The sequence below is a fragment of the Proteinivorax tanatarense genome (assembly GCF_040267685.1).
Classification (GTDB): Bacteria; Bacillota; Proteinivoracia; order Proteinivoracales; family Proteinivoracaceae; genus Proteinivorax; species Proteinivorax tanatarense.
Genome location: NZ_CP158367.1, coordinates 2,863,315 through 2,890,222, shown reverse-complemented (window position 1 = coordinate 2,890,222; position 26,908 = coordinate 2,863,315). Strand labels below are relative to the sequence as shown.

At 36.5% G+C, this 26,908-nt stretch carries 22 protein-coding genes and 1 other annotated feature; of the genes, 17 read left to right on the top strand and 5 right to left on the bottom strand.

Features of this window, described 5'->3' with window-relative positions; all coding sequences use genetic code 11:
- Positions 1-136 precede the first annotated feature (136 nt).
- The 6 genes from PRVXT_RS14010 (at position 137) to PRVXT_RS13985 (ending at position 6,502) form a co-directional block, all read left to right on the top strand.
- Positions 137-610, top strand: a complete 474-nt coding sequence (locus PRVXT_RS14010) for a hypothetical protein (RefSeq protein WP_350343480.1) — start codon at positions 137-139, stop codon at positions 608-610.
- A gap of 418 nt (positions 611-1,028) precedes the next feature.
- Positions 1,029-2,552 carry a glutathione ABC transporter substrate-binding protein gene (locus tag PRVXT_RS14005; protein WP_350343479.1) on the top strand — a complete coding sequence of 508 codons (1,524 nt, stop codon included), beginning with the start codon at positions 1,029-1,031 and terminating at the stop codon, positions 2,550-2,552.
- A gap of 97 nt (positions 2,553-2,649) precedes the next feature.
- Positions 2,650-3,579: a nickel ABC transporter permease gene (nikB, locus tag PRVXT_RS14000; RefSeq protein ID WP_350343478.1), complete on the top strand. Its 930-nt coding sequence runs from the start codon at positions 2,650-2,652 to the stop codon at positions 3,577-3,579.
- Between the two features lie 24 nt (positions 3,580-3,603).
- Positions 3,604-4,515: an ABC transporter permease gene (locus tag PRVXT_RS13995; RefSeq protein WP_350343477.1), complete on the top strand. Its 912-nt coding sequence runs from the start codon at positions 3,604-3,606 to the stop codon at positions 4,513-4,515.
- Positions 4,516-4,542: 27 nt separating this feature from the next.
- A complete protein-coding gene (locus PRVXT_RS13990; protein ID WP_350343476.1) occupies positions 4,543-5,523 on the top strand; it encodes an ABC transporter ATP-binding protein in 981 nt (326 codons plus the stop codon).
- Between the two features lie 16 nt (positions 5,524-5,539).
- Positions 5,540-6,502 (top strand): ABC transporter ATP-binding protein, encoded by a 963-nt coding sequence (locus tag PRVXT_RS13985; RefSeq protein ID WP_350343475.1) that lies wholly within the window; start codon positions 5,540-5,542, stop codon positions 6,500-6,502.
- Between the two features lie 571 nt (positions 6,503-7,073).
- Here the strand turns inward: PRVXT_RS13985 and PRVXT_RS13980 are convergent.
- Positions 7,074-7,451 (bottom strand): hypothetical protein, encoded by a 378-nt coding sequence (locus PRVXT_RS13980; protein WP_350343474.1) that lies wholly within the window; start codon positions 7,449-7,451, stop codon positions 7,074-7,076.
- A gap of 629 nt (positions 7,452-8,080) precedes the next feature.
- Between PRVXT_RS13980 and PRVXT_RS13975 the strand changes: the two genes are divergently transcribed.
- The 5 genes from PRVXT_RS13975 (at position 8,081) to PRVXT_RS13955 (ending at position 13,511) form a co-directional block, all read left to right on the top strand.
- Positions 8,081-9,607, top strand: coding sequence for a glutathione ABC transporter substrate-binding protein (locus PRVXT_RS13975; RefSeq protein WP_350343473.1), 1,527 nt, complete (start codon positions 8,081-8,083; stop codon positions 9,605-9,607).
- A 72-nt stretch (positions 9,608-9,679) separates the two neighbouring features.
- Positions 9,680-10,609: a nickel ABC transporter permease gene (gene nikB, locus PRVXT_RS13970; RefSeq protein WP_350343472.1), complete on the top strand. Its 930-nt coding sequence runs from the start codon at positions 9,680-9,682 to the stop codon at positions 10,607-10,609.
- A 20-nt stretch (positions 10,610-10,629) separates the two neighbouring features.
- Complete coding sequence (locus tag PRVXT_RS13965; protein ID WP_350343471.1) at positions 10,630-11,532, top strand: ABC transporter permease; 903 nt, start codon at positions 10,630-10,632, stop codon at positions 11,530-11,532.
- 24 nt (positions 11,533-11,556) lie between these two features.
- Entirely contained in the window at positions 11,557-12,552 is a 996-nt protein-coding gene (locus PRVXT_RS13960) for an ABC transporter ATP-binding protein (RefSeq protein WP_350343470.1), read from the top strand.
- A gap of 2 nt (positions 12,553-12,554) precedes the next feature.
- Entirely contained in the window at positions 12,555-13,511 is a 957-nt protein-coding gene (locus PRVXT_RS13955; protein WP_350343469.1) for an ABC transporter ATP-binding protein, read from the top strand.
- 19 nt (positions 13,512-13,530) lie between these two features.
- On the opposite strand, the gene PRVXT_RS13950 is transcribed toward PRVXT_RS13955, so the two are convergent.
- The gene (locus PRVXT_RS13950; protein ID WP_350343468.1) at positions 13,531-14,808 is read right to left on the bottom strand and encodes a S8 family peptidase; all 1,278 of its coding nucleotides are present in this window, start codon (positions 14,806-14,808) and stop codon (positions 13,531-13,533) included.
- Between the two features lie 275 nt (positions 14,809-15,083).
- Here PRVXT_RS13950 and PRVXT_RS13945 point away from each other — a divergent pair, with 275 nt between their 5' ends.
- Positions 15,084-15,878 carry an HAD family hydrolase gene (locus PRVXT_RS13945; protein ID WP_350343467.1) on the top strand — a complete coding sequence of 265 codons (795 nt, stop codon included), beginning with the start codon at positions 15,084-15,086 and terminating at the stop codon, positions 15,876-15,878.
- Between the two features lie 97 nt (positions 15,879-15,975).
- On the opposite strand, the gene PRVXT_RS13940 is transcribed toward PRVXT_RS13945, so the two are convergent.
- Positions 15,976-16,713, bottom strand: a complete 738-nt coding sequence (locus PRVXT_RS13940; protein ID WP_350343466.1) for a nuclease-related domain-containing protein — start codon at positions 16,711-16,713, stop codon at positions 15,976-15,978.
- Positions 16,714-17,174: 461 nt separating this feature from the next.
- Here PRVXT_RS13940 and PRVXT_RS13935 point away from each other — a divergent pair, with 461 nt between their 5' ends.
- The 3 genes from PRVXT_RS13935 to gltX all read left to right on the top strand — a co-directional run bounded on the left by PRVXT_RS13935 (position 17,175) and on the right by gltX (position 19,874).
- Positions 17,175-17,900 carry a SagB/ThcOx family dehydrogenase gene (locus PRVXT_RS13935; RefSeq protein WP_350343465.1) on the top strand — a complete coding sequence of 242 codons (726 nt, stop codon included), beginning with the start codon at positions 17,175-17,177 and terminating at the stop codon, positions 17,898-17,900.
- A 17-nt stretch (positions 17,901-17,917) separates the two neighbouring features.
- Positions 17,918-18,181, top strand: coding sequence for a hypothetical protein (locus PRVXT_RS13930; protein ID WP_350343464.1), 264 nt, complete (start codon positions 17,918-17,920; stop codon positions 18,179-18,181).
- Positions 18,182-18,383: 202 nt separating this feature from the next.
- The gene (gene gltX / locus PRVXT_RS13925; RefSeq protein ID WP_350343463.1) at positions 18,384-19,874 is read left to right on the top strand and encodes a glutamate--tRNA ligase; all 1,491 of its coding nucleotides are present in this window, start codon (positions 18,384-18,386) and stop codon (positions 19,872-19,874) included.
- A 48-nt stretch (positions 19,875-19,922) separates the two neighbouring features.
- Here the strand turns inward: gltX and PRVXT_RS13920 are convergent, their stop codons facing one another.
- Complete coding sequence (locus tag PRVXT_RS13920; protein WP_350343462.1) at positions 19,923-21,614, bottom strand: glutamine--tRNA ligase/YqeY domain fusion protein; 1,692 nt, start codon at positions 21,612-21,614, stop codon at positions 19,923-19,925.
- 1,042 nt (positions 21,615-22,656) lie between these two features.
- On the opposite strand from PRVXT_RS13920, the gene PRVXT_RS13915 reads away from it, so the two are divergent.
- Positions 22,657-22,971 carry an RNHCP domain-containing protein gene (locus PRVXT_RS13915; RefSeq protein WP_350343461.1) on the top strand — a complete coding sequence of 105 codons (315 nt, stop codon included), beginning with the start codon at positions 22,657-22,659 and terminating at the stop codon, positions 22,969-22,971.
- 420 nt (positions 22,972-23,391) lie between these two features.
- Here the strand turns inward: PRVXT_RS13915 and asnA are convergent, their stop codons facing one another.
- Positions 23,392-24,411, bottom strand: a complete 1,020-nt coding sequence (asnA, locus tag PRVXT_RS13910) for an aspartate--ammonia ligase (RefSeq protein ID WP_350343460.1) — start codon at positions 24,409-24,411, stop codon at positions 23,392-23,394.
- 41 nt (positions 24,412-24,452) lie between these two features.
- Positions 24,453-24,715, bottom strand: a binding site (T-box leader).
- A gap of 100 nt (positions 24,716-24,815) precedes the next feature.
- Between asnA and PRVXT_RS13905 the strand changes: the two genes are divergently transcribed.
- Positions 24,816-26,834: a penicillin-binding transpeptidase domain-containing protein gene (locus tag PRVXT_RS13905; protein WP_350343459.1), complete on the top strand. Its 2,019-nt coding sequence runs from the start codon at positions 24,816-24,818 to the stop codon at positions 26,832-26,834.
- Positions 26,835-26,908: the final 74 nt, after the last annotated feature.

Sequence of the window (26,908 nt, the reverse complement as noted above, 5' to 3'; positions counted from 1 at the left end):
ATAGAATTTAAAAAGGAGTAATGAAAAATATTGTTTCTCTAAATTATCTATCTCTAAAGTTTAAGTGGTATTACTGCCTAAAGTATAGGCATGTTAAATGTAGCTTAAAAAAATCTTTAAAAAACCAGGGGAGTGTATGCCTATTAAACACTTAATTAACGAAAAAAGCTTTAAAGTAAAACTAAATAAAGTACAATATAATGATGTAGGTTTAGAAAAGAACTTAGCCATGGAAATAAAGGAAGGAAAAACTAGATTAGTTCCTCAAATTAACGATAATTATAAGTGGAAAAGTTTAGGTAAGAATGGGGTAGAGATAGAATTTGTTCGCAAAAAATATTTCATGCCAGCGGGAATATACACAATAGAAGTATCTATCAGCGTTTTTTATGCTCTCAATAAGTTGTCTGATCAAAGTGAAAGCATAAAAGAACAACTGGAAGTTGAAGTTGAAAATAGAAAGGTGCAACTTTTAGCTCCCGCTACACATCAAACTTCATTACTTATTTCCAATATTACTAATGTAAATTCAAACACTTTACCTACAGTAACCCCGCCATTTACAAAAGAAAGTAAAACAAAAGGGGACAAATCTAACGAATATCATTAAAGGATTATGACAATTTAACTTAAAGAAAGCGTAACCATTTCAATTAATGGTTACGCTTTCTTTGGTCTACTTAACAACTTTGTTATACCTGTGTAATTGAAATCGCCCAAAATGGAACAATAAGACATTAATTTAATTATGAACTAGAAAATTGAATTTGAAAAACACAGAAAGTGAAGGAACTGCACACGTTATTGCACAAGTGCAAATTTTTGCAAGAAATACAACAACATTACCTTGGTCGCACCTATGTTACAAAATAATGAATTGTAAATGATAAATAGGTTAAAAACCTTTTAAAAGTATCAGTCTATGCTACAATTAATCCACAAAGGAATAATTTCCTGATAATTTCGTCTAAAGTTTCCATTGTTATGATGGAAGAAAATAATCAAAATTTTGTTAGGGGGAAATGAGAATGAAGAAAATAGCTTTATTGTTAAGTCTAGTGCTAGTTTTATCTGTAGCCTTAGTTGGCTGTGGTGGAGAAGGACAGCTTGGCGACTTGGACAACCTGGTAGTAGCTCAAGGTTCAGATGCGGATTCACTTGACCCACATGCTACAAACGACCAACCATCTTCAAGAGTTAAAAAACAGATTTATGAAACTCTTATAACTCAAGATGAAAACATGGAATTGCAACCAGGTCTAGCTAAAGAATGGGAGCAAATTGACGACCTAACTTTTGAGTTTGTTCTTGAAGAAGGTGTTATGTTCCACAACGGAGAGGAGCTTAAAGCTAGCGATGTTGAGTTTACTCTATTGAGAGCGCTAGATTCTGCTCACGTTGGTCACATCGTTGGAGCAATTGATGCTGAAAGCATTGAAGTAATTGATGACTATACCATCAGATTTGCTACAAAAGAGCCTTTTGCACCAATTTTAGCTCACTTGGCTCATCCAGCTTCTTCAATCCTTAACCAAAAAGCGGTAGAAGAACATGGTGACGACTACTTTAGAAACCCTGTAGGTACAGGGCCATATATGTTCGATAGCTGGGACCAAGGGGATAGAATTGAGCTTGTGAAATTCGATGACTATCGCGGAGAAGGTGGACACATTCCACGCATTACCTTTAGAAACATTGCTCAAGACAGCAACAGAACAATTGAGCTAGAAACTGGCGATATCCACATCGCTTATGACATCGTTCCTACTGACATCGACAGATTAGAAGCTGATCCCAATGTTGATTTAGTAGTGGATCCTAACTTTTCAACAACTTATCTAGGTTTTAACCTTTTAAAAGAGCCGTTTGACAATGTTAAAGTACGTCAAGCTATCAACTATGCAATTGACGTAGACTCAATTATCGACTCAGTTATGGAAGGTTCTGGAGAGATTGCAACCGGACCTATAGGACCACAAGTATGGGGAGCTAATGAAGACTTAGATCCATATGGTCATGATGTTGAAAAAGCTAAAGAACTATTGGCAGAAGCTGGTTATGAAGACGGATTTAGCACAACTATTTGGACAAATGACAACAGAATTAGAAGAGATATCGCGGTTATGGTTAGAAACCAGTTAGAGCAAATTGGTATTGACGCTGAAATTGAAACTATGGAATTCGGTGCATACCTTGATGAAACAGCAGCAGGTAATCATGATATGTTCCTGCTTGGCTGGGTAACAGTAACTGGTGACCCAGATTACGGTTTATACTCAGTATTCCACTCAGAAGAGCATGGAGCTGCTGGTAACAGAACATTCTATAGCAACGATAGAGTGGACGAGCTACTAGAAATAGGTAGAACTACAGTAGATGAAGACGTAAGACAAGAAGCTTATGCAGAAGCCCAAGAAATTATCAGAGATGAAGCTCCTTGGTTGTTCCTAAACACTGGTGAAGACAGAACAGGTGTTAACGCTGGTCTTGAAGGATTTATCAACCATCCTGGTGGACATCATCCACTATGGGACGTTCGTGTAGCTGAGTAATAAAAACACTATAAACTTTTTAAGATAATAGTCATATTTTGTAGGGTCATTGCAAAATGGCCCTACAGTTTTCTAAACCGGGAAGGGAGGACTATAAATGCTTAAATATATTGGAAGAAGACTTTTGATGCTGTTGCCAGTGCTTTTAGGTGTTTCTTTTATTGTGTTTACCTTAATGTATATAACGCCAGGAAATCCAGCTGCAATAGTATTAGGTGAACAGGCAACACAAAGAGAAATTGAACAACTTGAAGAACAGATGGGGTTAAATGATCCCTTTATAGTTCAGTACGGAAGGTTTGTTACAGGTATAGTTTTTGAACAGGACTTTGGCAGATCGTATCAAACTAATACCCCAGTGTTGGAGGCGATTTTAAGCCGATTTCCCAACACTTTAACGCTGGCAGCCTTAGGTGTTTTAGTGGCTGTAGCAATCGGGATACCAGTGGGTATCATATCTGCTACAAAGCAGTATTCCTTATTTGATAACGTAGCCATGGTTTTTGCGTTGCTAGGTGTATCTATGCCAAACTTCTGGCAAGGTATGCTGTTGATTTTAATTTTTTCTGTGCATCTTGGCATGTTTCCGCCATCAGGATTTTCAAGTCCTATGCACATGGTGCTACCAGCTTTAGCTTTAGGGACAAGTTCGGCAGCTATGATTACCCGTATGACAAGATCAAGTATGCTTGAGGTTATAAAACAGGACTATATTAGAACAGCAAGAGCTAAAGGACAAAAAGAATCTGTAGTAATATATAGACACGCGTTAAAAAATGCACTTATCCCTGTAGTAACAGTTGTGGGACTTCAGTTTGGTTACCTTTTAGGGGGAGCTGTGCTAACAGAGACAGTATTTTCTATAAATGGTGTAGGAAGATTGATGGTAGATTCTATAAACATGCGTGACTTCCCTATGGTTCAGGGTGGAGTGCTATTTATTGCACTAACCTTTAGTTTGATTAACCTGTTTGTAGATATTTTATATGCGTTTATCGATCCGAGAATTAAAGCTCAATATAAGTAATGTTGAAAAGGAGGTATAAATCAAATGGCACAAAAACCAGAAATTAAGGAACCTCAATCAGAGACGGAAGTAAAGGCAAAACCAAAAGCAAAAAAAAGAAGCCAATGGGGTGAGGTTTGGAAACGTTTAAGAAAAAATAAAGCGGCGATAGTGGGAATGATTATAATAGGAGTTCTTGTTTTTACCGCTATATTTGCACCATATATTGCTCCTTATCACTATGACGATCAAAACCCAGAAGTGAGAAGACAAGGACCCAGCGCAGATCATATATTTGGCACAGATCACTTTGGCCGTGATGTCTTTAGTAGGGTTGTGTACGGATCCAGGATTTCTATTCAAGTAGGTTTTGTAGCTGTTGGTGTAGCCATGGTAGTAGGTGGTATGCTAGGAGCTATAGCTGGATATTATAGTGGCAAAATAGATAATGTGATTATGAGGATAATGGACGTTTTTATGGCTATACCAGGTATATTACTTGCTATTGCAATTGCAGCTGCTCTTGGACCAGGACTGGTAAATGTTATGATCGCTGTAGGTATTGGTTCTGTGCCTCGTTACGCAAGGATTGTAAGAGCTTCTGTTCTTTCAATTAGAGACCAAGAGTTTGTAGAGGCGGCTAGAGCCACAGGAGCCAATGATCTTAGAATAATTGTTAAATATATTCTGCCAAACTGTATGGCTCCAATCATTGTTCAAGGTACCCTTGGTGTAGCAGAGGCAATTCTATCTGCAGCTGGTCTAAGTTTTATAGGACTAGGTATCGAGCTTCCAAGACCAGAATGGGGTGCTATGCTATCTGAAGCCCAAGACTATATTAGAACTGACTGGCATATGTCTGTGTTCCCTGGACTTGCTATTATGATAACTATATTCGGACTTAACTTACTAGGTGACGGATTAAGAGATGCTCTAGATCCTAGGTTAAAAGGATAAATTTTGGGGAAAGGAGTGGAACAAAAAATGGCTAAATCTAAAGAACTATTGAAAGTTAATGACCTATCTATTCAATATGTAACTGAAGACGGTACGGTAAAAGCTGTTGATAGTATGACTTTTGAAATAGGAGTAGGAGAGACTTTAGGTATTGTAGGAGAGACAGGAGCGGGCAAGACCACTACGGCTTTAGGTATTATGCGTCTTGTGCCAAATCCTCCAGGAAAAATCGTAAGTGGAGAAATAGTTTTTGAGGGGGAGAACCTTTTAGGTAAAAGCGAAGAACAGATGAGGAAAATTCGTGGAAAGAAAATTTCGATGATCTTCCAAGACCCTATGACTTCGCTAAACCCAGTTATGACCACAGGGGAGCAAATAGCAGAGGTGATAAAGTTACACGAAGATGTAACTAATAAACAAGCCGACGAAAAAGCAAAAAAAATGCTAGAAACTGTTGGAATTCCTCCAGAAAGAAGCGGGGATTATCCGCACCAATTTAGTGGGGGTATGAGGCAGAGGATTGTTATCGCCATTGCGTTAGCCTGTAATCCCAAGCTTCTTATTGCCGACGAGCCAACCACCGCTTTGGACGTAACAATTCAGGCTCAGGTTATGAAGCTTATGAAAAATCTAAAAGAAGAATTTGAAACATCAATGATTCTAATTACCCATGACTTAGGTGTAGTTGCTGACATTTGTGATAAAGTAGCAATTATTTATACTGGATATGTTGTGGAATATACCACAAAAGAGAATCTTTATACAGAACCGTTACACCCTTATACACAAGGATTATTTGGTTCTATCCCTAGTATAGATGATGACGAAGAAAGATTAAATCCTATAAAAGGTCTGATGCCAGAACCTACGGAGATGCCAGATGGATGTCCTTTCCACCCGAGATGTCCGAAAGCAATGCCTATTTGCTCTAAAGAACTTCCTAAGCGTATAGAAGCAAGAGAAGGGCATTTTGTAAATTGTCACTTATACAACAAAAAGGATAAGTAAACAGGAGGTGAGCTAGATGGCTGAAAATATTTTAGAGGTAAAAAATCTTAAAAAACACTTTAAAACACCTAAAGGATTACTACACGCTGTTGATGATGTAAGCTTTGCTATTAAACAGGGTGAAACTTTAGGTCTAGTTGGTGAGTCAGGTTGTGGAAAATCAACCACTGGTAGAGTTTTGTTAAGGCTGCTTGAGGCCACAGACGGGGAAGTTATTTTTGAAGGCAAAAACATTCTAGATTTTAATAGAAGGCAAATGCGAGCGGCAAGAAAGAATATGCAAATTATTTTTCAAGACCCGTTTTCATCACTTAACCCAAGAATGAGCATTAGCGAAACAATTTCTGAACCCCTTATTATAAACAAAGTTTATAAAAACAGAAAAGATTTAGACGCAAGGGTAGAAGAACTTATGGACACAGTTGGGCTTTCGCAAAGACTTATAAATGCTTACCCTCATGAGCTTGACGGAGGTAGAAGACAAAGGGTAGGTATTGCAAGAGCGTTATCCTTAAATCCCAAATTTATCGTACAAGACGAGCCGGTATCAGCGTTGGACGTTTCAATTCAAGCGCAGATCCTTAACCTAATGGATGAACTTCAAGATGAACTAGGATTGACTTATCTGTTTATATCACACGACTTAAGTGTTGTAAAACACGTTAGTGATAGAATAGCTGTTATGTACCTTGGTAAAATTGTGGAGATTTCTGATTATGGTTCTATGTTTAAAGATCCTCTCCATCCTTATACTCAAGCTCTGTTGTCGGCTATTCCAGTTCCAAAATTGAATGCTCAAAAAGAGATGATTATCTTGGAAGGGGACGTACCAAGTCCCGTTAATCCCCCTGCAGGATGTAGGTTCTATGGAAGGTGTAGACACAGAAAAGATGCTTGTAAGCAAGAAACACCTGAGCTTAGAGAATATGCACCAGGCAGATTTGTATCGTGTCACCGTGCGGAAGAACTTAAAAAGTAGGCTGCAATTTGCAGCCTACTTTTTTGTGGGTGCGCCCAGCATGTGCGAAAGTTGGCGGTGAAATCCGTTATGGGCTTGTTCAAAACTTTAATTGGCCACGAAAACGTCGATATTTGCTTATCTGCTTGGTCTTAAACCCGGACTTGAAAATAGATGTGATGCTAGGTCTGTAAGTGCCTACCACGACCTAATTTTATTACTGACCAAGTATGTAACTTTTTTGGAAATGGGTTTAGGTCTCAGCATGTAGTAAATTTATATGTTTTGGCGGTTAATTAAGGACTTTAAAATCAATCTTACCATTTTAATGGACAAGAAGAACATTAAGGATGTATAAAGAATCTAATATCTTATGAATTCCCTAAATTGAAAAGTATCTAAATGGAGAAACACAAAGTAGGTCTATGAGCGCTTCGCCCATAGACCTACTTTGATTACTAGCTTAAATAGATAGGTTTTTTAAATTAATCTTTTACCAAAGCCTAACATCAAGATAACGAAACACTGTACACAAGTAGTTCCTAATGGTGTGAGGGGCGGCTTAATTAATGAGATTTTCCCTATTAGATTATCATCCTATATAATACTTAGCTAGATCAAACAGTATAGCTATAAAAAAAACCACACCGGCTCTATATAAATGGATTAGTCTTTCCTGTCTTGCTTCTAGCTTTGCTAAATAACTTTCTTTAAAGGTTGTTTTTCCTTTAAAGGACTTTTTAATGTTCTCTTTGTCTTTTCTAAACCCAAAAACAAACGCATACAAAGCTAGAATAATTCCCATTATAAATAAAGCTCTGTTAATGGTATTTAGATAATCCCCCTCGGTTAAAAAAACCCCGTATATTAACCCTAAAGCTGCTGCAAGTATTGAGGCAACTACTCCCTCTTTACCAACTAATATAAGAATGGTTTTAGTGTCTTCGTTTTTATAATCAAAACTTTCCATATACAACTCCCTTTCTTTCCATGTTCAGTGCAGTATGGTAACCAAATTTTTATATATACATATTATACAGCATAAAAATAAAAAAATCATAAAACTTAAGGTTAAGAAATAAACTTGTAAAAAAGCATAAAAACTACATTGAAAAGGTAAATACGCTTTTTAATGTAATAATTAAAATAATATTTATACACTTAAATTATAGTTGACAAAAACCAAATATGTTACAAAACAATTACTGATAAAAGATAAAAAGCGATTAGTTCGCTTTTTTTTTCAAAAAACCTTAGTTTTACCCACTTTTATTGCAGGAATATTACGTAATTTGTAGAATAATTGTAATTGAAAAGTAATAGTTAGAAAAATATAACAAATGAAAGGGGGACATAAGGTGGTTTAAGTAGTTTTGGCTTTTCTTGTTGTTATAATTCCATTACCTAACTGTTATGTTAACTGTAAATGGTATAGGGCCGCCAAATAATCTTAACTCTACTTATATGTTTACCTAAACTTTATCTGAATAACAGTTAACTATTTTTGTTCATATTTTAAAAAAATAAGCATAACTTTAAAGCAAGATGTAACAAGCACAACTAAAAACTTTATAAAAAGTTTTAAGGAGGAGAAGTAAAGTGAAAAAAAAGATGATTTTATTTTTGTGCTTTTTGTTAGTTATGCCAGCAGCGTTAATAGGTTGTGACGAAGCTGGAGGTCAAATTGACAATCTTGTAGTTGCACAAGGATCTGATGCCGATTCGCTAGATCCACATGCTACAAATGACCAGCCTTCCTCTCGAGTAAAAAAGCAGATTTATGAAACTTTAATTACTCAAGATGAAAACATGGAGTTGCAACCAGGACTTGCTGAAAGTTGGGAACAAATCGATGAATTAACTTTTGAATTTAAATTAAAAGAAGGGGTACTTTTTCACAACGGCGAAGAGCTAAAGGCTTCAGACGTAGAATTTACTTTGTTACGGGCGTTAGAGTCTGCTCATGTTGGCCATATAGTTGGTGCTATTGATCCAGATGGTATTGAGGTTATAGATGACTACACTATTAGAATCGCTACTAGTGAGCCATTTGCTCCGCTATTAGCTCATTTAGCTCATACTGCAACTTCTATATTAAACGAAAAAGCGGTTACCGAAGCTGGGGAAGACTATTTTAGAAATCCAGTTGGAACAGGACCATACAAGTTTTCCAGTTGGGAAATGGGAAATGAGATTGAACTGGTGAGATTTGATGACTACCATGGGGAACCAGCTCATATACCTATGATTACCTTTAGAAATATTCAAGAGGATGGAAATAGAACTATAGAATTAGAAACCGGGGAAGTTCATATAGCTTATGATATCTTACCTCAAGATATTAACAGAATAGAAGAACATGAAAATTTGACACTACTTAGGGATCTTAACTTTTCTACAGTTTATTTAGGATTTAACTGTGAAAAGGAACCCTTCGATGACGTTAGGGTAAGACAGGCAATTAACTATGCGATAGATGTAGAATCCATTATAGATGCTGTAATGGAAGGATCTGGGGAGGTTGCTACAGGTCCAATTGGTCCAGAGGTATGGGCAGCTAATATGGACTTAGATCCTTATGGATATGATGTAGAAAAAGCAAAGGAACTGTTAGCTGATGCAGGGTATGAAGATGGCTTTAGCACAACTTTATGGACGAATGATAATCAACTAAGGCAGGATATAGCAACTATAGTTGAAGAGCAGCTGTTGGAAGTTGGAATCGAAATTGATATAGAGGTTCTAGAGTTTGGAGCGTACTTGGAAGCCACAGCCGATGGAGAGCATGATATGTTTATCCTTGGCTGGGTGACGGTTACAGGAGATCCAGACTATGGTTTATATTCCCTATTCCACTCTGAAGAGTTTGGAGAAGCAGGTAATAGAACTTTTTATGCCAATGACAGAGTTGATGAACTTCTAGATAAAGCACGGCGCTCAGCTGAGCCAGATGTTAGAGAAGCTGCTTATATGGAAGCGCAAGAAATAATTAGAGACGAAGCTCCCTGGCTGTTCTTAAATACCGGAGAAGATAGAACAGGCTTGCGAAGCGACATAAGAGGTTTTGTAAATCATCCTGCAGGCCACCATGCTCTTTGGACAGTTTATGTAGAAGAGGACGAATAGAATATTGAAATTAAATAGTATAGGGTCCGTTGGCCCTATACTATTATTTAACTGAGAAGGGGAGAGGAAAAATTGTATAGATATATAATCCGACGAATACTGCTTCTTATTCCTGTCTTAATAGGGGTTTCATTTATAGTGTTTTCTTTGATGTATATTACCCCTGGATGTCCAGCGGCTATCACTTTGGGAGAACAGGCTACATCTAGAGAGATAGAACAGCTAAGGGCTCAAATGGGTTTAAATGATCCTTTTTTATTACAGTATTGGAGATTTATTTCTGATATAATAATTCGTCAAGATTTTGGCAGGTCATATGCCACCAATGCTCCTGTGTTAGATGAAATATTAAGCAGATTTCCAACCACACTGACATTAGCTGCAACTGGAGTTTTAGTAGCTGTAGTTATAGGAATACCAGTGGGAATAATATCCGCTACCAAACAATACTCCCTGTTTGATAACGTGGCTATGGTTTTTGCGTTAATAGGGGTTTCTATGCCTAATTTTTGGCAAGGACTGTTGTTAATCTTAATTTTTGCAGTAGGTTTAGGGGTGCTACCTTCTTCCGGCTACTCCACGCCTATGCACATGATATTACCGGCAATCACCATCGGGACAAGTTCCGCAGCAATGATAACAAGGATGACCCGATCTAGTATGCTAGAGGTGATTAAGCAAGATTATATTAGAACCGCTAGAGCTAAAGGGCAAAAGGAATCGGTGGTAATCTACAAGCATGCTTTAAAAAATGCTTTGATTCCTATAGTGACCGTTGTAGGTCTACAGTTTGGATATTTATTAGGGGGCGCTGTGTTAACAGAAAGAGTGTTTAGCATTAACGGTTTAGGTGGAGTAATGATAGCATCTATAAGCACCAGAGACTATCCATTAGTTCAGGGAGCAGTTTTATTTATTGCCTTTACTTTTTGCATTATCAATTTATTGGTAGACATCTTATATGCTTATATTGACCCTCGCATTAAGAGTCAATATAAATAAATGGAGGAGGTAAATACTATATGAGCACGCAGATAAACCCAGACAAGGGCAAAACCAATATAAATGGTAAGCCTAAAAAAAAGAGGGGTCAATGGTATGAGGTGTGGAAGCGTTTGAGTAAAAACAAGGCAGCAATAGTAGGAGCAATAATTATTGGGGCCCTTATTTTTACGGCTATTTTTGCCCCTCTTATAGCTCCTCAGCACTATCGAACTCAGGACTTAGAAAATCGTCAACAACCACCTAGCCGCGAACATATTTTTGGCACAGACAACTTTGGTCGATGCATATTTAGTAGAGTTGTTTATGGAAGTAGAATTTCCATACAAGTTGGCTTTGTGGCAGTTGGGTTTGCTATAGTAGTAGGCGGACTGTTAGGAGCTATCTCTGGCTATTATAGCGGTCATGTGGATAACGTTATAATGAGGCTTATGGATATTTTATTAGCCATACCAGGGATTTTGTTAGCTATAGCTATAGCTGCGGCTTTAGGGCCAGGCTTGGTTAATGTAATGATTGCTGTGGGTATAGGGTCAGTTCCTCGCTATGCACGAATTGTTAGAGCATCTGTTCTTTCTTTAAGAGACCAAGAATTTGTTGAAGCGGCAAGGGCCGTGGGAGCAAATGATCTAAGAATAATAATAAAGCACATTTTGCCTAATTGTTTAGCACCAATAATTGTACAAGGCACCCTTGGTGTAGCAGAAGCTATACTTTCCGCAGCAGGGCTAAGCTTTTTAGGGCTTGGAATCGAATTGCCAAAGCCGGAGTGGGGAGCTATGCTTTCTGAAGCACGTCACTACATTAGAGATAGCTGGCATATGTCTATTTTCCCAGGACTAGCAATAATGGTAACGATATTTGGCCTAAACTTATTAGGAGATGGTTTGCGAGATGCTTTAGACCCTAGATTAAAGGGGTAGTCTTTTGAGGAAGGGAGAGGAAGAATGAAAAAAAACAATGAGTTATTAAAAATAAAAAACTTGTCCATAGAGTACAAAACCGATGATGGAATTGTAAAAGCTGTTGACAATATGAGCTTTGATATAGGTGTTGGTGAAACCTTGGGAATAGTTGGAGAAACAGGAGCTGGAAAAACAACAACAGCTCTAGGGATAATGAGACTTGTCCCCAATCCACCGGGTAAGATTGTTAATGGAGAGATAAACTTTAGGGGAGAGAATCTGTTAAAAAAATCAGAAGAAGATATGCGCAATATAAGAGGGAACAAAATATCTATGATATTCCAAGACCCTATGACTTCCTTAAACCCAGTTATGACTACTGAAGATCAAATAGCTGAAGTTATCATATTGCACCAAAACGTAGGCAAAAAAGAAGCTAGCGAAAAGGCCAAGGCAATGTTAGAAACGGTTGGTATTCCAGCTGAAAGGGGAAAAGATTATCCACACCAATTTAGCGGAGGAATGAGACAAAGAATTGTAATTGCTATAGCCTTAGCCTGTAATCCTCAGCTGTTAATAGCAGATGAGCCTACTACAGCTTTAGATGTCACTATTCAAGCACAGGTGCTAAAGCTGATGAAAAATTTAAAGGAAGAATTTAAAACCTCTATGATAATGATTACCCATGACCTAGGAATAGTTGCCAACATTTGCGATAAAGTAGCTATAATTTATACGGGGTATACAGTGGAATATGCTACTAAAAGGGAATTGTACACTAACCCGCTGCATCCATATACCCAAGGACTGTTTGGCTCAATACCTAGTATAGATGAAGATGAAGCTAGATTAAAACCAATAAAAGGACTAATGCCAGAACCAACTGAAATACCTAACGGTTGTCCCTTTAATCCCAGATGCCAAAAAGTTATGCCTATCTGTTTAAAAGAGCTTCCTAATAGAGTGGAGGTCAAGGATGGACATTTTGTAAACTGTCACTTGTATAAGGATAAAGACCAGTCAATGGGAGGTGCATAGAGATGTCTGAGAAAATTATCGAAGTCAGAGGTCTAAAGAAGTATTTTAAAACTAATAAAGGTCCCTTACATGCTGTGGATGATATCAATTTTTATATAAAAAAGGGTGAAACCTTAGGGCTTGTTGGCGAATCGGGGTGTGGGAAATCCACAGCTGGTCGGGTATTATTGCGGTTGATACCACCAACAGAAGGTGAGGTATTTTTTGAAGGAGAAAATATCTTAGATTTTAATAGACGGAAAATGCGTAAAGCCCGTAGGGATATGCAAATTATATTTCAAGATCCATATTCTTCCCTTAACCCTCGCATGAGTGTTGAAGAAGTTATTTCAGAACCATTATATATTAACAAGATATATAAGAAAAAAAATGAAATTGCAGAAAGGGTAAAAGAATTGATGGATACTGTTGGTCTATCCCAACGATTAGTAAATGCCTACCCCCATGAACTAGATGGAGGAAGAAGGCAAAGAGTTGGTATAGCAAGGGCTTTGGCGTTAAAACCCAAATTTATAGTTCAAGATGAGCCGGTTTCTTCCTTGGATGTATCAATTCAGGCTCAAATCCTTAACTTGATGGAAGATATTCAAGATGAAATGGGACTCACCTACCTTTTCATTTCCCATGACTTAAGCGTAGTAAAGCACGTTAGCGACCGGATAGCTGTAATGTACTTGGGGAAAATTGTTGAACTTGGAGATTATAATTCCATGTTTAAAAACCCGTTACATCCTTACACTCAAGCGCTTCTTTCGGCCATCCCGATACCTAAAATAGATGTTGAACAAGAGATGATAATATTAGAAGGTGATGTTCCTAGTCCTGTAAATCCTCCTGAAGGATGTAGATTCTATGGAAGATGCAGACATCGAATGGATATCTGCAATCAGAAGAACCCAGAGTTATTTGAAATAGAAAAAGAAAGGTTTGTGTCCTGTCATCTTCATAACAAAAACTAAAGGAAAACCTCCATGCTTTTTAGGTATGGAGGTTTTCCTTTAGTTTTACTGCGTTAATGATTCCTGAGCCTTGACTATTTTTGTCCTCTTTTTTAACAGTAGTAGCCGATGCAACGATTATTTCTTTAATTTCATCAGGAGTTAAGGAGGGATCATACTGTACTATCTGGGCAACTAAACCTGAACATATGGGGGTTGCCATAGAGGTCCCCGACAAAGTTAAATACCAATCCTTAACCCTGTCACTTTTATTTTGTTTGTCGATAACTGAATTGGGACTACGATGAGATATAACTGTTCCTGGAGCTATGACATCAGGTTTAGAAGTTCCATCAATTGTAGGGCCTCTACTGGAATAACTAGCAACTTGTGAATTATTCCCATCCAGTGCACCTACAGTTATGATTTTGGGATGTATTGCAGGGGAACCTATTGTTTTGGAATTGGGGCCACTGTTTCCAGCTGCAGCACAAACTACAATTCCTGCATCCCAAGCTTTTTCTACAGCCACACAAACAGGATCCTCATAGTGCGGCAGAATTGCCTCAGAACCTAACGAAAGATTCATAATGTTTATTCCGAGCCTTCTTTTATTTTCGATACACCATTGTATACCTTCTAAGACGCCAGACAAGCTACCTCCACCTACTTTGTTTAACACCTTTACTCCCACTAAATTTGAGCTAGGAGCTGGTGCTGTAAACTTGCCATTGGACTTGCTACCATTAGAAGCAACTGCACCAGCTACATGAGTGCCGTGACCGTTATCATCGTAAGGCTCTTTTTTTCCTTTTATTATATCTTTAAAAGCAATAATTCTTCCCTTTAAGTCGGGGTGGTGATATATTCCTGTATCTAACACTGCTATAACCACATCTTTACCAGTTAACCCTTTTTGTTGAAGAGTATCATAGGCGACAACAGAAACTGACTTATCAAGATATGCATTAAATTTCCTATCAAACCATATTTTTTTAATGTGTTTATTTTTAGCTAATAGTTCTAACTTTTTGGAATTTACTGTGGTGCTAAAACAATGGATGAACTGCATTTTTTTTTGTATTTTACAGCTGCAACTTCTAGCTAGGGCATCCATTGACTGTTTAGAGACAGAGGGGTTATCAATTTGCACTACCACTGAAATGGTTTTAAAACGTTGCTTAAAAGCTCTATGGGGCTTATATGTCACACAGTTATCAAACTTAGCTGGTCTATAGCTATTTAAGGCAAATTTTCTGCTGCTTGGACATAATTTACCTCTGTTAGCAAAAATCCAGCTGGCTTCCTTCAAAATCACTGTTACCACTCCCTTATTTTCTTATAAATAGGATATGGATAAAATAAGGTGGTGCCACAATAAAAGAACAATAGTGATTATTGCTTTTTTTTAGAGAAGGCTATTTTGCTTCATAAGTAAATAAGTGTGGATAGTGAACTAACAATTTTCAAAAAAGGTAACATTTTTGGAGTTTTGCCCATAAAGTATTAAGTTTAACATTAAATATAGTTCTTAACTTTTAAAAAGTATGTTAGGATAATAATAAGCAATTGTTAAAAAAGGGGATAACACATATGAATAGAAAAATTGTTTTTTTCGATGTAGATGGAACTTTGATAGACTGCGGAAAAGGAATGAGCAAGCCTCTGAGCTCCACATTGTTAGCAATTAGTCAGCTTCAGGAACAAGGACACATGGCCATAATAGCTACGGGAAGACCCATGTCCTTTATGCCAAGATATTTATTAGACATTGGATTTGACGGGTATATAACTGCAAATGGCGCCCAAATTCAAAAAGAAGGTAAAGTTATATATAGCAAAAAGATAAAAAAGCCCACCCTTCATAAATTGGTGAGTTTTTTTAACAGAGAAAATATTGACTATATTTTAGAGGGGCAAGAAAAGGCTTACTTTTCTACATTAACTTCTCCCGAAGCGAAAAGATTTTTTGAGACATTTCATGTTCCCCAAAATAATATAACAGACAGATGGAATTTAGATGACATAGAAGCTAATAAAATGGTGGTTATATTAAAAGAAGATGAGCAGTTAGAGAAGTGTCAGCAAGTTTTAGGGAGTGAATTTACTTTAATGAGACATCCAGGAGAATCTTCATATGATGCTTATTTTACTGATTGCACAAAAGCTGATGGTATTAAAATACTCTTGCAGCATTTAAACTTGGACATTAAAGATACTTTCGCATTTGGAGATGGAACTAACGATATAGAAATGTTCCAGTTAGTAAAAAGTGGAGTAGCCATGGGTAATGCTAAAGAAGAGCTAAAAAAAGAAGCAACTTTTGTGACTGAAGATGTGCTATCCCATGGAATTGCAGAGGCCCTTAAAAAAATAGGTCTTGTATAAGACCTATGCAAGCGACAGATATATGGTCTAAAAATATTTAAAAGCTTTGACCACCATAATAATCTAAGACCCCAGTTTTAACTAGGGTCTTAGATTATTATGCCGCTCTTTTTAACAATCCTATATTTTTGTCTATAGCGTTTTCTAGATCATTGATAATTTTTGAAGATAATTGGCCTTTTTGATTTTTATAGGAAGTAATAAACTTAATCAAGTCGCCATCTTTTAGAACCGGAGTGTTAGACTCAACATCAAGTTTTGAAGACCATCCCTTTGTAAATACAACTACTGATTGAACCCAAACATGGGACAAATTATTGGAGTTTAAGTAACCTTTTAACTTATATACATGTCTCCCATTTTGTTTACAAGGGTTATAAAATTTTTGGTGATATATACCCCCTCTTTTTCCGGTTTTCTTTTGCACCCAGTTATGGTCTGTTTCTCGACCGCTAATATCGCCTTTCATATTCTTTGTTTCGATACAAAAAACACCTTTTGGTCCTATGACCAAATGATCTATCTGCGCTTGTTCCCCTTTGTTTTTAATAGTTATGTCATTGTAAACTATATAATCATCAGATAACTTCTTCAGCTTTTTAAGGACGACTTTTTCACCTTTAATTCCATGGTTTAAAAACAAACCTTTATTAAATTGATAAATTGAAAAAATGATAGGAATAACCGCTAAAACATAAAAATCCTGAATAAAAACTAAGCCTAGAATAATTAAAGTTATAAATGAAATTACTCCCCAAAAGGACATCTTTAAGTGTTCGTTTCTTTGTTTTTTTAAGCTGCTTTCTTTAGTTTTTATAATTGCTATTTTTTTCACCTCCTTGCCATACTATAGCATTAATAATTATAAAAAAACAAATATTACAGGTATTTACTTATATAATATCAGCAAAGGGTCGCAAATTTCAAACAAATAACACAAAAATGTTTGCTTAGTGATATTGTCTATTTTAATATTAACCAAAGATAAAGGAAAAATTTACAATGGAGCAAATATAAAAAAAGAAAGCTTGCAATCGTTACCTACTCTACCAATATGGATAGTTGTATCAAATTGAAGATGATGTTTTTATTGTTATTAATATCTGTTGCGACCATGAGATTTTTATATAATATACAGGAAAATGGCATTAAGTATAGAATATCTATATTATCGAAATATTTAGGGTAGAATAGCTAAAAACGTTATCTGGTGGTTAATTAGCTTACCTAAAATAGCGGAAGAAGTAAAAATCACCGTAATTTTTTTCACCTTACTAATGAGGAGGTTATTGAAAAATGGAAAATAGAGAGTTTTTAAAAGCAAACTTTAGAAATGAGCTAGCAAAAATTGAGACCGACCAACAGAAAGGGATGGAAAGGCCTGTAAAACAAAAGCCAGTTAAAGAAGGTGAAGAGGTCATTGATCTACCTTCTATAGAAGATATTGACATCGGCGAAAAATCAATAAAAAAATGCCTTGCAGGACGTAGAAGTCATAGAAAGTTTTTAGATAAAAAGCTAAGTTTAAAAGAACTTTCTTTTTTGCTTTGGTCCACCCAGGGGATAAGTGGGAAAAACGAGAACTTAAGAACATCGCCATCGGCTGGAGCTAGACATCCATTTGAAACTTATATTGAAGTTCATAATGTGGAGCAATTAACACCTGGATTATATAGATATTTACCCATGGACCATAAACTAGTGGTGCTAAAAAATCGCTCAAAAAGTAATGAGTTAGTTGAATGTTGTCTTAACCAGCCTTTTGCAGGAGATTGCGCTGCAACCTTTATTTGGTCGGTAATTCCTTATAGGACTGAATGGAGATACAGCGTAGCTTCTCATAAGCCGATAGCTTTAGATGCTGGACATCTATGTCAAAATTTATATCTAGCCTGTGAAGCTATAGATTCAGGAACATGTGCTATAGGAGCTTATGACCAGCAAGCAATTGATAAGTTTATCGGGGTGGATGGCAATGAAGAATTTGTTATTTATATTTCTCCTGTTGGGAAGGTAAAATAAACTTTAGAGGTGTCTAAATGAGTAGAGATGAAAAGTTTATGGAAAAGTGGAAGCTTACAAGACAGCATGGAAGAAAAAATTATACCTTAATTAGAGGCGTTTTATACGCTATACTACTGTTATTGATGTTACTGTTGGTAAATATTTTTAAGGATTCAATGGATAATTTTACGTCTAACATAGTGTTGTATTTGATAATAGCTTTTATAATTGCATATTTTGAGTGGGGCACAAAGGAGAGTAAATACTTAAGGCTTATGAAAGAAAACAATAAAAATTAATAAAAATAGACTCTCAGTTTTTCCATCCTGGGAGTTTATTTATTGTGATTAAAGAGATAATATTTTATCAATGCTTAATTTTGTTAGGTTTCTAATTAACATTTTGCATTTCAACCAATGTTAGCTAAACTGTAAAAACTTTTACAAATTAATTATATAATGTATAATATCTAAAGATAAACAAAATATGGGAGGTAATAGTATGTCAGATGTTAGGGTGAGGTTCGCTCCTAGTCCCACGGGATATCTACATATAGGTAGCCTGAGAACGGCCCTTTATAATTATATATATGCAAAGCAGAAAAAGGGCAAATTTATTATAAGAATAGAAGACACCGATCGTTCTAGGCTTGTAGAAACTGCTATTGAAAACTTAATTCAATCTTTAGCATGGGCAGGTATAGAGCATGACGAAGGTGTGTTTATAGACCCAAACAGTGATAATACCATTCAAAAAGGTGAGCACGGCCCTTATATTCAATCTGAAAGGCTGGATATCTACAATAGGTATATTAAACATCTTCTTGAAGGTAACCAGGCCTATTATTGTTTTTGTTCAAAAGAACGAATTGAAAAGGTTAGAGAACAATTAAAAGAGAAGGGTGAAACACCTAGATATGATGGTCACTGTAAAAACCTAGACAAAGAAGAAGTAAAACAACGATTGGATTGTAACGAGCAGCATGTAATTAGACTAAAGCTTCCTGAAGAAAAAGATATTAGCTTTTATGACACAGTTAGGGGTAATGTAACCATTAATACAAGGGATATGGATGATCAAGTACTGATGAAAGCAGATGGATTTCCCACATATCACTTTGCTGTAGTCGTCGATGATCACCTTATGGAAATTACCCATGTTGTTAGGGGAGAGGAGTGGCTAACCTCCACACCGAAACATGTATATTTATTTGAAGCATTTGGGTGGAAGGCGCCCCAGTATATTCATCTACCAACAGTGCTAAACAATGATAAGAAAAAATTAAGCAAAAGGCAGGGGGATGTGGCGGTAGGAGATTTTATGAAAAAAGGATATCTACCAGAAGCCATGGTAAACTACCTTGCATTGGTTGGATGGAGTCCTGAGGATAACCGTGAGTTATTTACTATGGAAGAGCTAGTAAAGCACTTTTCCTTTGAAAGGGTTTCTAAAACCGGCGGTGTTTTTGATGTGGATAAATTAAACTGGATTAACGGTCAATATATTAAAGCCAGCAGCTCAGAAAGAATAACAGATTTGGCAATTCCATATCTAAAAAAAGCGGGTTATATAACAGATGATGATGTCCAAAATAGATATCAGTGGATTGTAACCATGATTCAATCTGTGCAGGAAAAAGTTTCTCTTATTTCAGAGATACCTGAAAAAGTAAGCTTCTTTTTCACCGAACAGCTAGAGCTTGAAAGCGACAAAGCAAGAAAAATCTTGGAAGGGGAGCAAGTTCCTGACCTTTGCAATGCTTTCATTAAAGAGTTAAATGAAATAGAAGAGGTGGATGAGGAATTTGCTTCTACTATATTTAAGAAAATTCAAAAGGAAACTGGAGTAAAAGGGAAAAAACTTTTTATGCCAATAAGAGTGATGGTAACAGGACAACAGCATGGACCCGATATGGGTGGAGTGTTAAAGGTGTTAGGAAAGGAAAACGTTTTAAAAAGGGTGAAATATGTAAAAGAAAATATAGTACAATAAAACTAGGCTGCTGAGTTTTTTCTCAGCAGCCTAGTTTGCTTGATACAACTATTTTTTCTTTTTGCCTTTTTTCCATGGGTCCTTTAACGGTACAATTCTATTAAAAACTAGTTTTTCATTTGTTGAGTATTTAGTATCAACTGTGAAATAACCATGTCTTAAAAACTGAAACTTATCTTCCAAAGTGGCATTTTTCAAAGTAGGCTCCACTATACATTCCTGTAGTTTTACAAAAGACTTAGGATTAATGATATCCTCCCAACTCTTGCCCTCTTCATTTAGCAGGTCGTCGTCGGTTAGCAATCTATCATACAGGTGCACGTCAGCTTTTATACCATGTTTTTTAGACACCCAATGGATTGTGCCTTTAGGTTTACGAGCTTTAAAGCCACTGCCGCTTTTAGTTTCTGGATCGTAGGTGCAACGAAGTTCCACTACCTCACCGTTCTCATCGTTAACAATTTCATTGCATTTTATGAAATATGCCCCCTTAAGTCTTACCTCTTCTCCAGGGCTAAGTCTTTTAAATCCCTTAATAGGATTTTCCATAAAATCTTCTCTTTCGATATAAACCTCTCTGCCAAATGGAATTTTTCTAACCCCAAGTTCAGGGTTTGGATTATTTTGAACTTCAAGTTCTTCCGCTTGATTTTCAGGATAATTGGTAATGACTACTTTTAAAGGGTTTAGCACCGCCATCACCGCATTAACTTTAGGTTTGAGGTCTTCGCGGAGACAATTTTCCAACATCGATATATCAACAGTGGACTGATTTTTGGCAATTCCTACTTCACCTAAAAATTTATGGATGCTTTCCGGGGTAAACCCTCTTCTTCTTAACCCTTTAAGGGTTGGTAATCTAGGGTCATCCCATCCATCCACATGATTTTCGCTAACTAACTGACGCAAATATCTTTTGCTTGTTACAACCCCAGTTAAGTTAAAACGACCAAATTCTCTCTGTTTTGGCGGTTCAGGGATTCCCAGTTGCTCTAAAAACCAATTATAAACTTCACGGTTATTTTTAAATTCCATAGAACACATCGAGTGGGTAATGCCTTCAATGGAATCTTGTAGAGGATGGGCAAAGTCATACATTGGATATATGCACCATTTATCTTTAGTTCTATAATGGCTAGCTTTAAGAATTCGATAAATTACAGGATCTCGCATAACAATATTTGGAGAGGACATGTCGATTTTTGCTCTTAAAACCCTGGAGCCTTCTTTAAACTCTCCATTTTTCATTCTGTGGAACAAATCTAAATTTTCCTCAATACTGCGGTCACGATAAGGGCTGTTTTTTCCTGGCTCAGTCAGAGTTCCTCGATACTCTCGCATTTGCTCTGCATCCAGCTCACAAACATAAGCTTTTCCTTTTTGAATCAATTGTACAGCATAATCATAAATTTTTTCAAAGTAGTCAGAACCATAAAGAATCTTATCCGGGGTAAAACCAGCCCATTTAATATCCTCGATAATGGCATCTACAAACTCCTGTTTTTCTTTGAGCGGGTTGGTATCATCAAAACGCAAATTAAAACTGCCGTCATATTTTTGCGCTACCGTATAGCTTATGTTTATTGCATAAGCGCTTCCCAAATGAAGATAACCATTGGGTTCTGGTGGGAACCTTGTACAGATATCCCTGCTGTAAGTATTCTCCTGTAAATCTTTTTCTATCTCCCTGTGAAGGAAATTGTAGGTTTGCTTTTCACCTTCATTATTAACTTTACTCATAATTAACCTCCTAAAACAAATTTTTAAATAGGCCATTGCAAAATTCTATAACAAATGATAAAACACCTCTTTTATATAAGACCTAAAAAAATCTCGTAGAACTACCTAGTAACAATGTCATTCTGTAACTATCTCAAATTTTATACAAAAAAACTCTCGTCCTTAAATAAAAGAGACGAGAGATAATCGCGGTGCCACTCTAATTTGTCGCCATGTCACCATGTCGACCTTTATAGGTACATAAAATATGTACTCTCGCTCTATAACAGGAGCACTGTTACAACATTTCTTCGGGTTAACTGGCTGAAAAGCCTTCAATTAACAAACCTTGGAAATCAAACGATTGTAATTGTGGACAACAGTCAGCAAAAAGGGAGTGTTTAAAATAGCAATCAGAGAGATAAAGATAACTATTGATTGCAGTTTTCCTTATAAAAAGGGTTATGTTGTAAAACTCAGAGGCTTGTTCAGCTAACCACTCTTTACCCATTTTCAGCAGATAGGGTTCTCTGAAAAAGAATAAATTAACCTACTATTCTCATCATAGTTTTAAATTATTTAGCTGTATATTGTAGCAATAGTATTTGTTATATTTGTGAATATATACTATCAAACAGATGCTTTCGTGTCAACATCACTTAACAATTGCAAGCTAACACTGCTGCAAAATATTTGAATATAAAGAAAACAGTGATATAATTAATTTAGTACCTTAAACAATAGGAGGTGGGTAGATGGGGTGAAGTATGAACTCAAAGCTTAGCAGGGGACGATGCCAAATGTCAGTGAAGTTACTCATACACTTACTGGTGGAAGGTGGGAGCATCCCGTCTTACAGTGGCTGGTACAATTTCAAAAGCCAGTTATGGTTCGGATTTACAAATGAAATAGGTTGTAATGAAGGAGGAACCAGAAGTAATCGTTGACCCTAAAGGAACAACGGTGAATATGTCAATAGAGTAACTAAGCCTGAAGACCGCATAGGGAAAAGGATACGGAACCCTGCCTTCTAGATTGAATAAAAATCTAGGAGGTAATTGCTTTGAGTAAACACAAAGAAAATACTGGATTTATATGTCAAAAATGCAATAAACAAGTTTTACCATTAACTAATGGCAGTTTTAGAAACCACTGTCCATTTTGTCTGTATTCTAAACATCTTGATAAAGAGCCAGGGGATAGACAAAGTCAGTGTAATTTTATGATGAAACCTATAGATGTAATTTATAACACTAAAAAAGGTTACCAAATTATCCATAAGTGTATATCTTGCGGAAAAGAACAGAAAAACAAAATTGCTGAAGATACAGTTCAGCCTGACTGTTTAGCCTACATCGCGTTATTACAGGCAAATTAGTTTTAAAGGCTGTCTTAGAACAGGGAAGTGTTCTAAGACAGTTTTTTAATATGGCATAACTTTAAATTTACTGCTGACCTTGCTGTAAAACTACAAACCTTTGCAGAGGGAAACCCGTAGATTATATAGAATATTTAAAATGAGAAGAGGTGATTTAATGAATAGATAACCTAGAGACACGTAGATGCATTAAGAAGCACATCACAGACTAAAGCAAACGAAAACCTAGGGGTAAACTTTATTGCATTAGAACTCCAACTTAAAGCAGGCGAGTTGCAGCCTGCAATCCGAGCTGAAACCTGATTTAAAGGATTCGCTCCAGTTCTTGAAATTCAGCCCGGGGAGACCCAGGTGTAGAGGGCTGGACAAAGGTGTAAAGGAAAGACGGGGTGAGAGGATGAGGTGCCATACTGTCGAACCCTAAAGTAGGAAGATATTTGACTGCCTACATTTATTTACAATGCTTTGTGGCCAAATCGTGGCCTGGACTTCCCCGATATGAGCTTTTTTAAGAAAATACATGCAAATACGGGATTGGCCAAGGCCTCCACCTATGGTGTAGGGTAACTCTTTGTTTAAAAGCATACTGTGGAAGTGAAGCTGTTTAAGGTCTTCTTGGTTTGCTTTTTCCAACTGTATCTCTAAAGAGTTTTCATCTACTCTAATACCCATTGAGGATAATTCCAAAGGTTTGTTTAACAGAGGGTACCACAATAATATATCCCCGTTTAAGTTCCAATCATCATAATCTGGAGAGCGGTTATCATGCTTTTTTCCTGATTTTAATTTATCTCCGATTTCGCTTATAAAAACAGCTCCTTTTAGCTTCGCTATTTCATGCTCCCTTTCTTTAGGAGAAAGATTTGGGAATCGTTCTTCTAACTGTTGGCTAGTAATGAAGAATATATCTGCAGGGAGAGCTTTGCCGATTTGTGGATATAATTTATAAACTAGATTCTCAGTACTTTTAAATACATCATAAATTTTCTTTACAGTGTGCTTTAAAGTTTCTTTGTTTCTCTGTTGTTTAGAAATAACTTTTTCCCAGTCCCATTGATCGACATATATAGAATGTAGGTTGTCAAGGTCTTCATCTTTTCTAATAGCATCCATATCTGTATAAAGGCCCTCACCTATATTAAAGCCATAACGGTGAAGAGCTAGTCGTTTCCACTTAGCTAAAGAATGGACTATCTCCACACTGTTACCGATGTCTTTAGCCGTAAAAGAAACGGGATGCTCAACTCCGCTTAAATTATCATTTAGTCCACTCTCCGAATACACAAACAAAGGAGCAGAAACACGAGTTAGTTTTAACACTTTTGCCAATTCTTGTTCGAAATGGTCTTTTATCTGCTTAATTGCAATTTCTGTTTCTCTGATGTCTAAAATTGGTTGATAACTTTTGGGGATTGTTAAATAACCAGTAGTTTTTTTCATTATGATACCTCCTGTTTATAAATAAAAAAACCTCGTCCTAGATAAAGGACGAGGGATACAAATCCTCCGCGGTACCACCTTAGATTAGCTAACGGCTCTCTTAATCGATACGGATTAAAAGGAGTAACCTTATAATCGATATCGTCCAATCTATAACGGTTTGGTTCCGGCTAAGCCTACTTTCACTGAGTTCGGTTAGCAACTAAGAGGTGTTTTTCGGTATAGATTTCGTATTGGTCTTTCACCATCACCAACTCGCTAAAACTACCTTCTATTACCTAATTTTCCTCTTCGCGGTTTTTAATTTTATAAATTTATAACCTATCGTATAATAGTATAACTATAAAGTCAACTAAACTCATGGATTTTTTAAAAACTTTTAGTACTTTAAAGGGGGGCAAAAAATGAGAAGAAAAGTTGTTATAGTGTGCTTTTTACTAATGCTATTGTTTTTGGTCGGATGTTCATCTGAAGATGTAAATCCAGAAGACACGTTAAAAAAGTATATAAATAGCTGGTCCAATGGTTCATATGAAAACATGTTAACGTTGTTGAGTAAAGAATCAATAGAGATGGTTGACAATCAAAAATGGAGGTTTTCTGAACGTTATAAAAATATTTATAACGACCTAGAAATTGATGAAATAAAAATTGATTTTCAGAAAATAGACTTTAAAGGAGAGGGTATAGATCTAGATGAAATTACAGAAATTACTTACCTATTAGATATAAAAATGAACTCAGTTGCAGGCAAATTAAAATACCAAACTGAGGTAGATTTGGTTAAAGAGGCTGAAAACGAAGATGAAGAAGGTTGGTATGTAGTGTGGCATCCATCTCATTTATTGAAGGGGTTAGAGGAACCTACCGATAAAATAAATTTAAAAATAGAACAACCACAAAGGGGAGAGATATTCGACCGAAATGGTAAAGAATTAGCTGTTAATGGTAAGATACTTCAAGTGTCTGTGGTGCCTGAAGCGACTAAAGAGCTAGAGCAAACGGCAGAAAACCTAGCTGAAGAATTAGATATGGATGTAGAAAAAGTGTTAGAACTCTCTAACCAATATTCCCATAGGCCTGACTGGGCGGCGCCTATTCAAAACTTGTCACTGGATGATCCAAGAAAGGAATCACTTTTGGATATTGATGGTGTTTTAATAAGCCAGGTTGATGGTAGGCAGTATCCTTACGGAGATGCTGTGGGACATCTTACTGGGCATATAGGCCCAATTACGGCAGAAGAGCTGAAAGAAAGGCAAGGTCAAGGATACAGGGCATCTTCTTTCATTGGGAAAAACAGCTTAGAACTAGTGTATGAAGAAAAGTTAAGAGGAACACCTGGCGCTACCATTACTGCTGTAGACATAAACGGTAACGAAAGAAAGATAATAGCTGAGCAAAAAGCAATTGACGGAGAAGATATAACTCTCTCAATTGACGTTGATATTCAACAAAAAATTCTAGAATCTTTGTCAGGTAAATCGGGTGCAGGTATAGTAATGGAGCCTAAAACCGGTGAGGTTTTGGCGATGGTAAGCGAACCAGCCTTTGATCCCAATCTTCGGTATTTGGGTCTGCCTGATCCTAGAGCAGATAAAATAGAAGATACTTCCAGATTATTTGAAAGAAGATTTCAAAACAAATATTCTCCTGGGTCGGTCTTTAAACCCTTTACGGCAATAATGGGTATTGAAGAAAATACATTAGTACCAAATGATGTGTTAAAAATAGACGGACTTAGGTGGCAACCCGATAGCAGCTGGGGTGGATATCATATTACCCGAGTTTCTGATGTTAATAAAGTAAACTTGAATAATGCTATGATTTATTCTGATAATATATACTTTGCTAAACAAGCATTAAAATTAGGAGGCGACAAACTAGAACAATGGACTGATAATTTTGGGTTTGGACAAAATCTAAACTTTGAATTTCCGTTGCATCCATCTAAACTGTCAAATAGTGACTTAAAATCAGATGTTTTATTGGCGGACACTGGATATGGTCAAGGTGAACTACAAATGTCTCCACTACACTTAACTGCTATGTATACGGTTTTTTTAAACGATGGAGACATGATACAACCTACGTTAATTGCTGAAGAACAGACTCGGGTTTTTAAAGCTGATGTAGCATCTTCTCAAACCGCAGATATTGTTTTGGACACGTTAAAGCAGGTAGTTGAAAACGAAAAAGGAACTGCCTATAGAGAAAATCCAGGGCATAATAGGAAAATTGCAGGGAAAACTGGAACTGCTGAATTAAAAAAAGATTTTAAAGAAAAAGATGGAGATATACTTGGCTGGTATGTTAGCTTTGATTACGAAGATAAAGATATGCTGATAACGCTAATGGTTGAAGATGTATCCAGTAGTTCCGTTGTGGATATGGCAAATGATTTTTGGAAAATGGCAGATTAAATAGTAACATTGCTTGACAAATTAGTTTAACTATAATATTATTTAATTAAGCATTAGCTTAAATGAATGAGGGT